16 protein-coding genes are annotated in these 14,286 nt (G+C 70.0%); 12 read left to right on the forward strand and 4 right to left on the reverse strand.

Features of this window, described 5'->3' with window-relative positions:
* Positions 1-21 precede the first annotated feature (21 nt).
* Positions 22-342: a DUF1476 domain-containing protein gene (locus tag AC1HC7_RS12035; protein WP_479497891.1), complete on the reverse strand. Its 321-nt coding sequence runs from the start codon at positions 340-342 to the stop codon at positions 22-24.
* 198 nt (positions 343-540) lie between these two features.
* On the opposite strand from AC1HC7_RS12035, the gene purC reads away from it, so the two are divergent.
* The 4 genes from purC (at position 541) to purQ (ending at position 3,461) form a co-directional block, all read left to right on the forward strand.
* Positions 541-1,302: a phosphoribosylaminoimidazolesuccinocarboxamide synthase gene (purC, locus tag AC1HC7_RS12040; RefSeq protein WP_479497890.1), complete on the forward strand. Its 762-nt coding sequence runs from the start codon at positions 541-543 to the stop codon at positions 1,300-1,302.
* 170 nt (positions 1,303-1,472) lie between these two features.
* Positions 1,473-1,712: a phosphoribosylformylglycinamidine synthase subunit PurS gene (gene purS / locus AC1HC7_RS12045; RefSeq protein WP_479497889.1), complete on the forward strand. Its 240-nt coding sequence runs from the start codon at positions 1,473-1,475 to the stop codon at positions 1,710-1,712.
* 4 nt (positions 1,713-1,716) lie between these two features.
* Positions 1,717-2,760, forward strand: a complete 1,044-nt coding sequence (locus AC1HC7_RS12050; RefSeq protein WP_479499050.1) for a zinc-dependent alcohol dehydrogenase family protein — start codon at positions 1,717-1,719, stop codon at positions 2,758-2,760.
* Positions 2,761-2,786: 26 nt separating this feature from the next.
* The gene (gene purQ / locus AC1HC7_RS12055; protein ID WP_479497887.1) at positions 2,787-3,461 is read left to right on the forward strand and encodes a phosphoribosylformylglycinamidine synthase subunit PurQ; all 675 of its coding nucleotides are present in this window, start codon (positions 2,787-2,789) and stop codon (positions 3,459-3,461) included.
* A gap of 34 nt (positions 3,462-3,495) precedes the next feature.
* On the opposite strand, the gene AC1HC7_RS12060 is transcribed toward purQ, so the two are convergent.
* Positions 3,496-4,380, reverse strand: coding sequence for a DMT family transporter (locus AC1HC7_RS12060; RefSeq protein ID WP_479497886.1), 885 nt, complete (start codon positions 4,378-4,380; stop codon positions 3,496-3,498).
* 76 nt (positions 4,381-4,456) lie between these two features.
* Here AC1HC7_RS12060 and purL point away from each other — a divergent pair, with 76 nt between their 5' ends.
* The 5 genes from purL (at position 4,457) to grxD (ending at position 8,399) form a co-directional block, all read left to right on the forward strand.
* The gene (gene purL, locus AC1HC7_RS12065) at positions 4,457-6,688 is read left to right on the forward strand and encodes a phosphoribosylformylglycinamidine synthase subunit PurL (RefSeq protein WP_479497885.1); all 2,232 of its coding nucleotides are present in this window, start codon (positions 4,457-4,459) and stop codon (positions 6,686-6,688) included.
* 116 nt (positions 6,689-6,804) lie between these two features.
* A complete protein-coding gene (locus tag AC1HC7_RS12070; RefSeq protein ID WP_479497884.1) occupies positions 6,805-7,341 on the forward strand; it encodes a L,D-transpeptidase in 537 nt (178 codons plus the stop codon).
* Positions 7,338-7,577: a hypothetical protein gene (locus tag AC1HC7_RS12075; protein WP_479497883.1), complete on the forward strand. Its 240-nt coding sequence runs from the start codon at positions 7,338-7,340 to the stop codon at positions 7,575-7,577. Before AC1HC7_RS12070 ends, AC1HC7_RS12075 begins: the two co-directional genes overlap by 4 nt.
* 109 nt (positions 7,578-7,686) lie before the next feature.
* Entirely contained in the window at positions 7,687-7,926 is a 240-nt protein-coding gene (locus tag AC1HC7_RS12080) for a BolA/IbaG family iron-sulfur metabolism protein (protein ID WP_479497882.1), read from the forward strand.
* A gap of 95 nt (positions 7,927-8,021) precedes the next feature.
* Positions 8,022-8,399, forward strand: coding sequence for a Grx4 family monothiol glutaredoxin (gene grxD, locus AC1HC7_RS12085; RefSeq protein WP_479497881.1), 378 nt, complete (start codon positions 8,022-8,024; stop codon positions 8,397-8,399).
* Between the two features lie 103 nt (positions 8,400-8,502).
* Here grxD and AC1HC7_RS12090 read toward each other — a convergent pair whose 3' ends face one another.
* Both AC1HC7_RS12090 and AC1HC7_RS12095 read right to left on the reverse strand, forming a co-directional pair.
* Complete coding sequence (locus tag AC1HC7_RS12090) at positions 8,503-8,958, reverse strand: cell division protein ZapA (RefSeq protein WP_479497880.1); 456 nt, start codon at positions 8,956-8,958, stop codon at positions 8,503-8,505.
* Positions 8,959-9,009: 51 nt separating this feature from the next.
* Positions 9,010-9,285 (reverse strand): hypothetical protein, encoded by a 276-nt coding sequence (locus AC1HC7_RS12095; RefSeq protein ID WP_479497879.1) that lies wholly within the window; start codon positions 9,283-9,285, stop codon positions 9,010-9,012.
* Between the two features lie 369 nt (positions 9,286-9,654).
* Here AC1HC7_RS12095 and tkt point away from each other — a divergent pair, with 369 nt between their 5' ends.
* The 3 genes from tkt (at position 9,655) to AC1HC7_RS12110 (ending at position 14,144) form a co-directional block, all read left to right on the forward strand.
* Positions 9,655-11,673 carry a transketolase gene (tkt, locus tag AC1HC7_RS12100; protein WP_479499051.1) on the forward strand — a complete coding sequence of 673 codons (2,019 nt, stop codon included), beginning with the start codon at positions 9,655-9,657 and terminating at the stop codon, positions 11,671-11,673.
* A gap of 146 nt (positions 11,674-11,819) precedes the next feature.
* Positions 11,820-12,821 carry a type I glyceraldehyde-3-phosphate dehydrogenase gene (gene gap, locus AC1HC7_RS12105; RefSeq protein WP_479497877.1) on the forward strand — a complete coding sequence of 334 codons (1,002 nt, stop codon included), beginning with the start codon at positions 11,820-11,822 and terminating at the stop codon, positions 12,819-12,821.
* A 132-nt stretch (positions 12,822-12,953) separates the two neighbouring features.
* Positions 12,954-14,144 carry a phosphoglycerate kinase gene (locus AC1HC7_RS12110; protein ID WP_479497876.1) on the forward strand — a complete coding sequence of 397 codons (1,191 nt, stop codon included), beginning with the start codon at positions 12,954-12,956 and terminating at the stop codon, positions 14,142-14,144.
* Positions 14,145-14,286 lie beyond the last annotated feature (142 nt).

The raw sequence follows: 14,286 nt of genomic DNA on the forward strand, positions 1-14,286 counted from the left end.
GGGCGCGCCCCGAAGCCGCGATCAGCCGGCGTCGTTCATCACCTGGACCTTGGCCTCGGCCAGCAGTTCCAGCATCTTCGAGCGCAGCCCCTCCACGGAGACGCCCTTGGCCTCGAAATCGGCGGACACCTTGCGGAACACGTCCTCGTCGCCGGCCTCCTCGAGATCCGAGATCACCACGGTCCTGGCGTATTCGGCGGCCTCGTCGCCCTTGATGCCCATGCGCTCCGCCGCCCACAGCCCCAGCAGCCGGTTGCGGCGCGCCAGCGCCTTGAACTGCATTTCCTCGTCATGGGCGTATTTGGCTTCGAAGGCGTTTTCGCGTTCGTCGAAGGTGGTCATGTGGTTTCCTCCGCTGGGGGATTGCGCGTCGCCAGTTGATCTAGTGACTCCGGGCCGACATGTATAGACGCAGGGCGGCGAATATATGCGCGCGATCGCGAATCCTTGCGGCCCGCGACCCTTCGCCCTATAGAGCAGCCTCTCTGGCGCGCCCGGCACGATCCGGCGCGCCTGTCGTCATTTTCACCGGAGACGCAGATGGCCCGCCGCAGAAAGGTCTATGAAGGCAAGGCGAAGATCCTTTACGAGGGGCCGGAGCCGGGCACGCTGATCCAGTATTTCAAGGACGACGCCACCGCCTTCAACGCCGAAAAGCGCGCGGTGATCGATGGCAAGGGGGTGCTCAACAACCGCATTTCCGAACACATCATGACCGGGCTCAACGCCATCGGCGTGCCGACCCATTTCATCCGCCGGCTGAACATGCGCGAACAGCTGATCCGCAGTTGCGAGATCTTTCCGCTGGAGATCATCGTGCGCAACGTCGCCGCCGGATCGCTGTCCAAGCGGCTCGGCATCGAGGAGGGCACGCCCCTGCCCCGCCCGATCATCGAGTTCTGCTACAAGGACGACAAGCTCGGCGATCCGCTGGTCACCGAAGAACACATCATCGCCTTCAACTGGGCGCAGCAGCAGGACATCGACGACATCATCGCGCTGGCGCTGCGGGTCAATGATTTCGTGTCGGGCATGATGATGGGCGTCGGCATCCGGCTGGTGGATTTCAAGATCGAATGCGGGCGCGTGTTCGAGGGCGATTTCCAGCGCATCGTGGTGGCCGACGAGATCAGCCCGGATTCGTGCCGCCTGTGGGACATGCGTTCGGGCGAGAAGCTCGACAAGGACGTGTTCAGGCGCGATCTGGGCAATCTCGCCGACGCCTATTCCGAGGTCGCCTCGCGCCTTGGCATCATGCCGCGCAACGGCGGCGGCAAGACCGGACCCAAGCTGGTCCACTGATTTTCCGCATTTGGCTCGGGGAGGCCTGCCCGGGGCGGGTCTGCACGCGCTTCGCGCCGCGGGGGGGGGCGCCCCTCGGACCCGCGGCGCGAAGCGCGCGCGGGCTCTCGCCATTTCGCGAGAAATACATTAAGGCGCGGGCAGGCGCCAACAGATCGGGGAGACTCACCATGCGGGCTCGCGTTCACATCACTCTCAAGCCCGGCGTGCTCGACCCGCAGGGCGCGGCGATCCGGCATGCGTTGGGCTCGCTCGGCTTTGACGGCGTCAACGAGGTGCGCCAGGGCAAGGTGATCGAACTGGATCTGGCCGACGCGGATCGCGACGCCGCCCATGCGCGGGTGACCGACATGTGCGTCAAGCTGCTGGCCAATGCGGTGATCGAGAATTTCGACGTGGAGATCCTCTGAGCCCATGCGCGCGGCCATGCTCACCGGCTGGCGCCGGGATCTGGAGATCGGCGAGGCGCCCGAGCCCGTCTGCGCCGCGGATGGCGTGGTGCTGCGGGTGATGGCCTGCGGGATCTGCCGCTCCGACTGGCATGGCTGGACCGGGGCGGATCCCGACATCGACCTGCCCCATATCCTTGGCCATGAATTCTGCGGCGAGGTGATCGAGACCGGCGCGAACGTGACCCGCTGGCGGCGCGGCGATCGGGTGATCGCGCCGTTCATCCTCGCCTGCGGGCGCTGCGCCGATTGCGCGCGCGGCCATCAGACCGTGTGCGCGACGCAGATCGTGCCGGGCTTCACCGCGCCGGGCGCCTTCGCCGAGCGCATCGCCGTGCCCCGCGCCGACGCCAATCTCGCCGCCATGCCCGCGGGGCTGGATCCGGGTCTCGCCGCCGCCATGGGCTGCCGGGTGACCACCGCCTGGCACGCGCTGACCGGGCGCGCAGCGCTTGCCCCCGGCGAATGGCTGGTGGTGCACGGGACCGGCGGCGTCGGGCTGTCGGCGGTGATGCTGGGGCTGGCCATGGGCGCGCGGGTGCTGGCCGTGGACGTGACCACGGACAAGCTGGCGCTGGCGGCGCGGCTGGGCGCGACGGCGCTGAACGCCGCCGAATGCCCGGATGTGGGCGCGGCGGCGCGCGAGATCACCGGCGGCGGCGGCCATGTGGCGCTGGACGCGCTGGGGATCGCCGCGACCGCCGAAAACGCCCTGCGATCCCTGCGCCCGCTGGGCCGCTACGTGCAGATCGGCATGCCGGCCGGGGATCACGCCGATCTGGCGCTGCCCATGGACGTGGTCTATGCGCGCCAGCTGGCGCTTTACGGCACCCGCGGCATGCCGGCGTGGAAATTCGACGGGCTGTTCGCGCTGCTGGCCGGCGGGCGGCTCGACCTGTCGCCGCTGATCGCGCGGCGGGTGGGGCTGTCGGACGCGACCGCCGAACTCGCCGCCTTTGACGCCCCCGCGCCGCCGGGGGTGGCGGTGATCACCCGTTTTGACGCCTGACCGAAACCCGACCGGAGGCCCCGCCCATGAAATCCGCCGTCATCGTCTTTCCCGGCTCCAATTGCGATCGCGATCTGGCGGTGGCGCTGGAACGGGCCTCGGGGCGCAGACCCGCGATGGTCTGGCACAAGGACGCGACGCTGCCCGCCGGTCTCGACGTGCTGGCGCTGCCCGGCGGATTTTCCTTTGGCGATTACCTGCGTTGCGGGGCGATTGCGGCGCGGGCCCCGGTGATGCGGGCGGTGGCCGATTTCGCGGCGCGCGGCGGCGTGGTGCTGGGGATCTGCAACGGCTTTCAGGTGCTGATCGAGATGGGGCTGCTGCCGGGCGCGCTGATGCGCAACGCCGGGCTGAAATTCGTCTGCCGCGACGTGGATCTGGCGGTGGAGACCGCCGACAGCCCGTTCACGTCGGCTTACGCGCGCGGCGAGCGCATCCGCGTGCCGCTGGCCCATCACGATGGCGCCTATTTCGCCGATGACGCGCTTTTGGCGCGCCTGCGGGACGAGGACCGAATCGCGTTTTCCTATGGCGGCGACAACCCCAACGGATCGACCGCCGCCATCGCCGGGGTGCTGTCGCGGAACCGCCGGGTTCTGGGCATGATGCCGCATCCCGAGCGGCTCAACGACCCGGCGCTTGGCGGCGAGGACGGGGCGCGGCTGTTCGAAAGCCTGGTCGGGGCGCCGGCCGCGGCCTGAACCGCGCCGCGCCAATGGCGGATCGGGATCCGCCCTACGCCGAATGGCGCGCGAAGGCGCCGGTCACCAGCGCCACGCCAAGGCAGGCGCTGGCCACCGAGGCCGCGCCCATCGGGCTCACCGCCTCGCCCAGCCACAGCCAGCCGCCGAGCGCCGCGCCCACGGGCACCAGCGAGGTGAAGGCGGCGGTGCGCGCCGCCCCCAGCCGGCGCACCGCGTAGCCGAAGCTCGCCACGGCGAGAATGCCCGACAGCACCCCCTGCGACAGCGCGATCCCCGCAAGCGCGCCCGGATCCAGGCTGGCGAGCCGGGTGCCAAGGACCAGCGCGGCCGCGATCAGCGCCGGCGTCGAATACAGGCAGACATAGGCCGTGGCCTCCATGCCGGTGAGTCGGCTCTGGCGATAGGCGAGGGTGAAGGCCGCCCAGCCGATGGCCGAGCCGCTCAGGCAGGCGGCCCCGGTCAGGAACGCCGCGTCGGCGCGCAGGAAGGCCGGGACCACGATCAGCGCGATGCTGAAGGCGATCAACCCCAGCCCCAGCGTCCGCGCCGGCCCGATCCGGCCGTTGGCGCGCCGGTCCCAGACCGCGAGGATCAGCGGCAGCGTCGCGGGCACCATGGGCCCGAACAGCGCCACCGGCACGGTTTCCAGCCCCTTGGCGGTCAGCATCCCGAACCCCGCGCCCCAGCCGACGGTCATCACCGCCAGGGTGGCGGCCTTTTCGCCCCGCGGAAACAGGCCGCGCCTGAAAAAGATCGGCGCCAGCAGCAGCGCCGGCACGCCGTAGCGCATGATGGCGACGTCGAGCGGGGCGACGACGCTGACCTGATCGCGGGTGACGACGATCCATCCCGACCAGATCAGCACCGCGATCGCGGCGGCGCCATGCCCGCGCCAACCGCCTGAATCACCTGTCATCGCCGCATGCCCTCATCGCCGCTTTCCACTGGCGCCGCGCTGCGTTAAAACCCGCCCGAGCAACGACGAGGCCACCATGTCCGCATCACGCCCCCTCTCGCAAGAGCCGATGGTCAATCAGGCGCTGGCCGCCGAGCACGGGCTGAAGCCCGATGAATACCAGCGCATTCTCGACCTTCTGGGCCGGACCCCGAGCTTCACCGAACTGGGGGTGTTCTCGGCGATGTGGAACGAACACTGTTCGTACAAATCCTCGAAAAAATGGCTGCGCACCCTGCCCACGACAGGCCCGCAGGTGATCTGCGGCCCCGGGGAAAACGCCGGCGTCGTCGATATCGGCGTGGACGCGCAGGGCCGTCGCCAGGCGGTGGTGTTCAAGATGGAGAGCCACAACCACCCTTCCTACATCGAGCCCCATCAGGGCGCCGCCACCGGCGTCGGCGGCATCCTGCGCGACGTGTTCACCATGGGCGCGCGGCCGATCGCGGCGATGAACGCGCTGAGCTTCGGCGATCCCTCGCATCCCAAGACCGCGCATCTGGTGCGCGGGGTGGTCGAGGGCGTCGGCGCCTATGGCAACTGCTTCGGGGTGCCCGACCTGGGCGGGGAATTGCGCTTTCACGCCGCCTATAACGGCAATTGCCTGGTCAACGCCTTTGCCGCCGGGCTGGCGCGCGCCGATTCGATTTTCTATTCGGCCGCCTCGGGCGTCGGCATGCCGGTCGTGTATCTGGGGGCCAAGACCGGGCGCGACGGGGTCGGCGGCGCCACCATGGCCTCGGCCGAATTCGACGAGGGCATCGAGGAAAAGCGCCCCACGGTGCAAGTGGGCGACCCGTTCACCGAAAAGCGCCTGCTGGAGGCCTGTCTGGAGCTGATGGACTCCGGCGCGGTGATCTCGATCCAGGACATGGGCGCCGCGGGGCTGACCTGTTCGGCGGTGGAGATGGGCGACAAGGGCGGGCTCGGCGTGGCGCTGGATCTGGAAAAGGTGCCCACGCGCGAACCCGACATGACCGCCTATGAAATGATGCTGTCGGAAAGTCAGGAGCGCATGCTGATGGTGCTGCGCCCCGAACGCGAGGCCGACGCGAAGGCCATATTCGACAAGTGGGATCTGGATTTCGCCGTGGTCGGCGAGACCATCGCCGAGGACCGGTTCCTGATCCGCCTGCATGGCGAGGTGAAGGCCGATCTGCCGCTGAAGGCGCTGTCGGGCGAGGCCCCGGAATACGACCGCCCCTGGGTCGAGACCCCGGCGCCCGCGCCGCTGGGCGACGCCCCGGCGATGGACCCGGCGATGGACCCGGCCGAAGCGCTGCTGGCGTTGGCGGGATCGCCGAATTACTGTTCGCGCGCCTGGGTGTGGGAACAATACGACCACATGGTGATGGCCGACACCGTGGTGCGCCCCGGGTCGGATGCGGCGGTGGTGCGGGTGCACGGGACCGGCAAGGCGCTGGCCTTCACCTCGGACGTGACGCCGCGCTATTGCCGCGCCAATCCGCGCCAGGGGGGGCGGCAGGCGGTGGCCGAGGCGTATCGCAATCTCTGCGCCACCGGCGCCAAGCCTTTGGCGACAACAGATAATCTCAATTTCGGCAACCCCGAGAAACCCGAGATCATGGGCCAGCTCGTCGGTTGCATCGAGGGCATCGGCGAGGCCTGTCTGGCGCTCGACATGCCGATCGTGTCGGGCAATGTCTCGCTCTACAACGAGACCGACGGCGTGGGCATCCTGCCGACCCCGACCATCGGCGCGGTGGGGCTGCTCGACGACCTGTCGCAGCTGATCCGCATGGCGCCGCGCGACGGCGACGCGCTGGTCCTGCTTGGGGATCCGGGCGCGGGGCATCTGGGCCAGTCCGCCTGGCTCGCCGAACTGTTCGGGCGCGAAGAGGGCGACGCGCCGCCCGTCGACCTCGCCGCCGAGCGCCGCGCCGGGGACCTGGTGCGCGCATTGCACGCCGGGAAGCTGATCTCGGCGGCGCATGACCTGTCCGATGGCGGGCTGGCGCTGGCGGCGGCGGAAATGGCGCTGGCCTGCGGCGCCGGCGCAATGATCGAGGCCGACGACGCGCAGCCCGCCGCCAACTGGTTCTTCGGCGAGGATCAGGGGCGCTATCTGGTGGCCTGCGCGCCCGCCGACGCCGGCGCCGTGCTGGCGCAGGCGCGGGGCGCCGGGGTCGCGGCAAGGCGCGTCGGGGCGATGGGCGGCAAGGACATGCGCCTTGGCGACAGCGCGGTCGCGCTCGCCGATCTGGCTGCGGCTCATGCAAGCGCCCTGCCCCGGATGCTCGACGCCTAGGGCCCCGCGCCGGCGATCAGGCGCGAAGGTCATCAGCCGTTTTCAGGCTGGCGACATCCCGACCATGCGATGCTGCTCCGACAGATTGGATCCCTCTATCGATTGGAGCTTGAATCATGGCCGCCCCCAACGACGCCTGCCCCGCCCCCTACAAGACCAGCTACGGCAGCGAATGGAGCGATCCCTCCGTCTCCGCCTGCCGCGCCGATGTGAGCATCAGCTTTGACGGCAAGAACCTGTATATCTGGCGCAAGAACAAGAAATACGTCAGTTTCCCGGCGGTCTCGGGAAAACCGGTGAAGACGCCCGGCGGCAAGACCGGCTTCGACTATTCGACCGACCGTCAGGGCATGCCCGGAATCGGCCCCATCCCCGCCGGCGACTACTGGATCAATCCCAGCGAGATGTGGGAGAACGCCTGGTACAAGCCCGCCAGCGACGCCGCCTGGGGCACGCACCGGATCACCATCCATCCCTACAAGCGCACCGACACCAGCTGTCGCGGCGGGTTCTTCATCCATGGCGGCGACACCCCCGGCAGCGCGGGATGCATCGACCTGACCAGCTGGATGTCGTTCTTCGTCAAGGAATTGAAGGATGCGGTGGGCAACGGCCCCGATTGCCACGTGCAGCTGATCGCGGCCTACAAATGAACGCCCGCGCGGTGTTCCTGGCGCTCGCCGCGCTGGCGCTGGTCGTGGTCGTCTGGCTGTCGGCGACGGCGCTGCTGGAGGCGTATGGCGACGGCCCGCCCTATTACGGGCGCAGCGTGAACATGGACAAATGGCGCCATCCGGGCGGATATCTCGCGGCGGTGATCATCCCCGGCGCCGCGGTCATCGCGGCGCTGCTGTGGCTGGCGCGCGGGGGTCGCCGCGACGGCGGCTGATCGCCGCGCCGCCCTGACCTCGACGATTTTCGTCGGGCATTGCGCCTTGCCCAACGCCGCACGCCGGTCTACATGCGAGAGAACGCATGACAACCAAGGAGAGCGGCCCATGGCGATGGAAGCGGCACTGATCGAACGGCTCATCCGCGAGGCGTTCCCCTCCGCCCAGATCGAGATCACCGATCTGGCGGGCGACGGCGATCACTTCGCCGCCAGCGTCATCGCCGAGGAATTCCGCGACATGAACCGCGTGCAGCAGCAGCGCGCCGTCTACGCCGCGCTCAAGGGCCGCATGGGGGGCGATCTGCACGCGCTGGCGCTGACCACCCGCGCGCCCGATCCCGCATAGCCCCGATCCGATCCCGTCACCCGACCCCATTCCCCGATCTCATTTTCCGGCCGGGCGCCCGCAACGCCCCCGGAACCGACCAAGGAGCCGAGCCAATGACCAATTCCGCTCAGGAAACCATCAAGACCGATATCGAGGCCAATGACGTGGTGCTGTTCATGAAGGGCACCGCCACCGCGCCGCAATGCGGGTTCTCCTCGCGCGTGGCCGGGGTGCTGAACTACATGGGCGTCGATTTCAAGGACGTGAACGTGCTGGCCGACGAGGCGGTGCGCGAGGGCGTGAAGGCGTTCTCGGACTGGCCGACGATCCCGCAGCTCTACGTCAAGGGCGAGTTCGTGGGCGGCTGCGACATCATCACCGAAATGACCCTGTCCGGCGAGCTTGACGAATTGTTCGAAAAAACCGGCGTCGCCTATTCCAAGGAGGCCGCCGACAAGATCCGCCAGGCCAACGCCGAAGGCGCCGCCTGAGGTCGCCGGGCGTCACCCGACGCGATCCGCGCAAGCGCCGCGCCCCGGACCCGGGGCGCGGCGTTTTGCCGTTGCGGGGATGGCGGCGGCCCGGAAGGGCGGCTCAGGCGGCGGCGCCGCCGTTGATCCCGGCGATCATGCTCCGCAGCTTTTGCGTCGCGGCCTCGAAAGCCGCCAGCGCCTCGGCCTCGCCGGCCTCGGCCTGCGCCAGCCGCGCCTCCGCCGCTTCGGCGCGCGCGGTCATGGCCTCCAGCGCCGCGCGCAGGTCGTCATCGGCCGGCGCATCCGCCTTCGGGGCCGCGAACAGCCCGTCGGACGCCGCCGCGCCGCCGCCGGTCCGCGCACGCGCCAGTTCGGCCCGCGCCCCGTGCAGCTTGTCGGCGGTCATCAGCCCCGCCATCAGCAGCAGCCGCCCCTCGGGCAGCGCCGTGAACTGGCGGCGCAGCGCGTCGGCCTCGCTGGCGAGCAGCCCCGCCACCTCGGCCAGATGCGGCTCCTCGCCATCCTTGCAGGCGACCGCATAGCCGCGCCCGCCGACGGAAATCTGCAATTCAGCCATGGCATTCGCCTCCGCTCACGCGCGGCGTCGGGGTCGTCCCGCGCCGCCTCGTCACACCACGGCGCGCAGCTCGGTGAGCGCGCCCTCGATCATCTCGGCGTCGGTTTCGCGCGCCGCGCGCAGGGCCGCCAGTTCGCCGGTCAGGCGCGCCCGTTCGGCCTCCAGCCCCGCGATGCGGGCTTCCAGCGCCGCGATCGCGTCGGCCTGCGCGCCCGCCGGCGCGCTGCCGGCGATCACCGCCTCCAATTCGCCAAGCGCGGCCGAAAACGCCCGCCGCGCCGCCTTCACCCTGTCCGAACCCGCCGCCCTGTCTTTGCCCGCAGTCACGCCCGCGCCTCCCGCCTGACCGGCCCGGCGCCGCGCGCCCGGCCCCTTCGCCACCCGTTCGCGGATCGAATCAGGTCGCCGCGCCCATGTCAAACGCCGCGTTGCGCGGGCGCCGCCACGGGCCGCGCCGCGCGCGCGCCATGCCCGGCGCCAAAGCGGTTTCGCGTCGCAAGCGACATTCAGGCGCTTGACCGGGCGCGGGGCGATGCGCAATGTGCGCGCGAAAACCGCCCGTCCGGCGACCGCGCCCCCCGTATCGGTCCGGTCACGCGGCCGGTCGTCCGGGCGCGCGCCAGCCCGCCCCAGGACGACCGGCGCACCATGTCAATCGGCCCCCTCCCCGGCCCTCCAGCCAGAAAGACGACGCAAGTGGACATTTCCGAACTTCGCGCCCAGCACCCCGAGCACTGGAACAAGGCCGCCGCCCTGCGGGTGCTGGCCATGGACGCGGTGCAGGCCGCCAGGTCCGGGCATCCCGGCATGCCCATGGGCATGGCGGACGTGGCCACCGTGCTTTACGAAAAGCACCTGAAATTCCACGGGCCGACCCCGGACTGGCCGGATCGCGACCGCTTCGTGCTGAGCGCCGGGCACGGGTCCATGCTGCTCTACGGATTGCTGCACCTGACCGGCGCGCCGGGCATGACCATGGAGGAGCTGCGCAATTTCCGCCAGTGGGGCGCCAAGACCGCCGGGCATCCCGAATACGGGCACGCGCCGGGAATCGAGACCACCACCGGCCCGCTGGGCCAGGGCCTCGCCACCGCCGTGGGCATGGCCATGGCCGAACAATCCATGGCGGCGCGATTCGGCAGGAAGGTCGTTGATCACCACACCTACGTGATCGCCGGCGACGGCTGCCTGATGGAGGGAATCAGCCACGAGGCCATCGGCCTCGCCGGCAAGCAGCGGCTCGGCAAGCTGATCGTGCTCTGGGACGACAACGGCATTTCCATCGACGGCAGCGTGTCGCTGTCCGACGTCACCGATCAGCAGGCGCGCTTCGCCGCCGCGGGCTGGTCGGTGTTTTCCTGCGACGGCCATGACCCCGAGGCGATCGACGCCGCGATCACCGCGGCCAGGCAGACCGACACCCCGTCGCTGATCGACTGCAAGACCCATATCGGCTTCGGCTCGCCGGCCAAGCAGGACACCGCCGGCGCCCATGGCGCGCCGCTGGGCGAGGCCGAGATCGCCAGGGTGCGCGAGATCTACGGCTGGAGCAGCCCGCCCTTCGCGATCCCCGACGACATCGCCGCCGGCTGGCGCGCGATCGGCGACCGCGGCGCGGGCGCCATGGCCGACTGGCGGGGCCGGCTCGGCGCGCTGTCGGCCGCCCGGCAGGCGGAATTCGCCCGGGTCATCGCCGGCGAGCCGCCCAGGAAGCTGGCCGCCGCGGTGCGCAAGCTGAAACGCCGGATTTCCGAGGAGCAGCCGAAGCTCGCCACCCGCAAGGCGTCGGAAAACGCGCTGGCGGCGATCAATCCGGTGATGCCGGAAAGCATCGGCGGCTCGGCCGATCTCACCGGCTCCAACAACACCCTGACCCCGGATCTGGGCGTGTTCGACGCCGACAACCGCAAGGGGCGCTACGTTTACTACGGCATCCGCGAACACGGCATGGCTGCGGCGATGAACGGCATGGCGCTGCATGGCGGGGTCGCGCCCTATGGCGGCACCTTCATGGTGTTTTCGGACTACGCGCGCGGCGCCATGCGGCTGTCGGCGCTGATGGGGGTGCGGGTGACCTATGTGCTGACCCATGACAGCATCGGGCTGGGCGAGGACGGCCCCACCCACCAGCCGGTCGAACATCTGGCCATGCTGCGCGCCACCCCCAACATGAACGTGTTCCGCCCCGCCGACGCGGTGGAGACCGCCGAGGCCTGGGAAATCGCCATGGGGGCCGGGACCACCCCCTCGGCGCTGGCGCTGACCCGTCAGGGACTGACGACCCTGCGCGTGAAGCACACCAACAAGAACCTCACCGCCCAGGGGGCCTATGTGCTCGCCGACGCCGATCACAAGCGCCGCGCGATCCTGATGGCCACCGGCTCCGAGGTCGAGATCGCCATGGCGGCGCGGGAACTGCTGGAGGCCGAAGGCATCGGGACCCGCGTGGTGTCCATGCCCTGCTGGGAACTGTTCGCGGCCCAGGACGAGGCCTATCGCCGCCGGGTGCTGCCCGCCGGCCCGGTGCGCGTCGGGGTCGAGGCCGCGGTGCGCTTCGGCTGGGACCGCTGGCTGTGCGGCGAGCGCGGCGCGGTGAAGAAGGCCGGGTTCGTGGGCATGGAGGGTTTTGGCGCCTCGGCCCCGATCGCCGATCTGTACCGCGAATTCGGCATCACCGCCGAGGCGGTGGCCGAAAAGGTCAGGGCGCTGCTGTAGCCGCGGCGCGCAAAGCCGACTCGGCTCCTGCAAAGGTCCTGCGCCAAAACGCGGCTTCCCCGGCGCCGCGCCGGCGGCTATAAGCGCGGCGACTGCATGGTTTCACCCGGTCACCAATGGCCGGATCACAATCGAAGGACGGCAATATGGCGGTAAAGGTCGCGATCAACGGTTTTGGGCGCATCGGGCGCAACGTGCTGCGGGCGATCATCGAGTCGGGCCGCACCGATATCGAGGTGGTGGCGATCAACGACCTGGGCCCGGTCGAAACCAACGCCCACCTGCTGCGCTATGACAGCGTGCATGGCCGCTTCCCCGCCACGGTGACCGTCAGCGGCGACACCATCGACGTGGGCCGGGGGCCGATCCGCATCACCGCCATCCGCAACCCCGCCGAACTGCCCTGGGGCGATGTCGACGTGGCCATGGAATGCACCGGCATCTTCGCCTCGCGCGACAAGGCCGCGATCCATCTGCAGAACGGCGCCAAGCGGGTGCTGGTCTCCGCCCCTGCCGGCGGCGCCGACAAGACCATCGTCTTCGGCGTCAACGACGGCGCGCTGAGCGCCGATGACGTGGTGGTGTCCAACGCCTCCTGCACCACCAACTGCCTCTCGCCCGTGGTCTACGTGCTCAACAAGACCATCGGCATCGAGAAGGGGTTCATGACCACCATCCACTCCTACACCGGCGATCAGCCGACGCTCGACACCATGCACAAGGATCTCTATCGCGGCCGCGCGGCGGCGATGTCGATGATCCCGACCTCCACCGGCGCCGCCAAGGCGGTGGGGCTGGTGCTGCCGGACCTGAACGGCAAGCTCGACGGCGTGGCGATCCGGGTGCCGACGCCCAATGTCTCGGTGGTGGACCTGACCTTCATCGCGGCGCGCGACACTTCGGTGGACGAGATCAACGCCGCCATCCGCGAGGCCGCGAATGGCGAGTTGAAAGGCGTGCTCGGCTTCACGGACGAGCCGCTGGTGTCCATGGATTTCAACCATGACCCCCATTCCTCGGTGTTCCACATGGACCAGACCAAGGTGATGGATGGGCGCATGTGCCGGATCCTGACCTGGTATGACAACGAATGGGGCTTTTCGAACCGCATGAGCGACACCGCGGTCGCCATGGCGAAATTCCTCTGACGGCTTGCGCCTGATCGCCGCTTGCCGCTCCCGACCGGGGGCGGCCGGTTGCGCATCCGCGCGCCGGACCGGGCGCAAGCCCGGCCTGTGGGTCGATCCAATGCATCAAGAAAACCGACCGGGAGAGGCTGAATGACCTTCAAGACCCTCGACGATCTGGATTTTTCGCAAAAAACCGCGCTGGTGCGCGTTGACGTCAACGTGCCCATGCGCGACGGCAAGGTCACCGACGACACCCGCATCCGCGCGGTGCTGCCGACGATCCGCGACATCCTCGCGCGGGGCGGCAAGCCGGTGCTGCTGGCGCATTTCGGCCGGCCCAAGGGCAGGCCCGTGGCGGAGATGTCGCTGGCCCCGCTGCGCGCCGCGATCGAGACGGCGCTGGGCGCGCCGGTGAAGTTCGCCCCCGACTGCGTCGGCGCCCCGGCGGCCGAGGCCGTTGCCGCGCTGGCCCCGGGCGAGACGCTGCTGCTCGAAAACACCCGGTTTCATCCCGGCGAGGAGGCCAACGATCCCGCTTTCGCCGACGCCCTCGCCGCGCTGGGCGATGTCTATGTCAACGACGCCTTCTCCGCCGCGCACCGCGCCCACGCCTCCACCGAGGGCCTGGCGCGCCGCCTGCCCGCCGCCGCCGGACGCCTGATGCAAAAGGAGCTCGAGGCCCTGTCCGCGGCGCTCGAAAACCCCGCGCATCCGGTGATCGCCGTGGTCGGCGGCGCGAAGGTGTCGACGAAGCTCGACCTGCTGGGCAACCTGCTGGAAAAGGTCGATCAGATCATCATTGGCGGCGGCATGGCCAACACCTTTCTGGCGGCCCGGGGCGTCGATGTCGGCAAGTCGCTCTGCGAACATGATCTGGGCGCCACGGCGCGCGAGATCATCGCCCGGGCGGCCGAGAAAGGCTGTGAGATCGTGCTGCCCGCCGACGTGGTGGTGGCCCGCGAATTCAAGGCCGGCGCGGCAAGCCGGATCGTGCCGGCCGACGCCTGCCCCCCCGACGCGATGATCCTCGACGCCGGGCCGCAGGCCGTGGCCGACATCGCCGCGCGGTTCGCGCAGGCTGAGACCCTGGTCTGGAACGGACCGCTGGGGGCGTTCGAGATCGAGCCCTTCAACGCCGCCACCGACGCCGCCGCGCTGAAGGCGGCGGAGTTGACCGAGGCGGGCAAGCTGCTGTCGGTCGCCGGCGGCGGCGACACGGTGGCGGCGCTGAACGCCTCGGGCGCCGGGGCGCGCTTCACCTATGTCTCCACCGCCGGGGGCGCGTTCCTGGAATGGCTCGAAGGCAAGACCCTGCCCGGGATCGCCGCGCTCTCCGAGTGAGCGCGGCGCATTCCCCGACGCGGCGAAGCCGCGAGGGCGCGCGCAACACCATCCCAGGCAGCTGATCCGGGGGGCGGCTCTCCCGCCCGTCGGGGCCGCCCTGCAGGCGGCGCCTCCCGTTGGGCCCGGCCGCGACGGCTGA

Source organism: Oceanicella sp. (assembly GCF_056449545.1).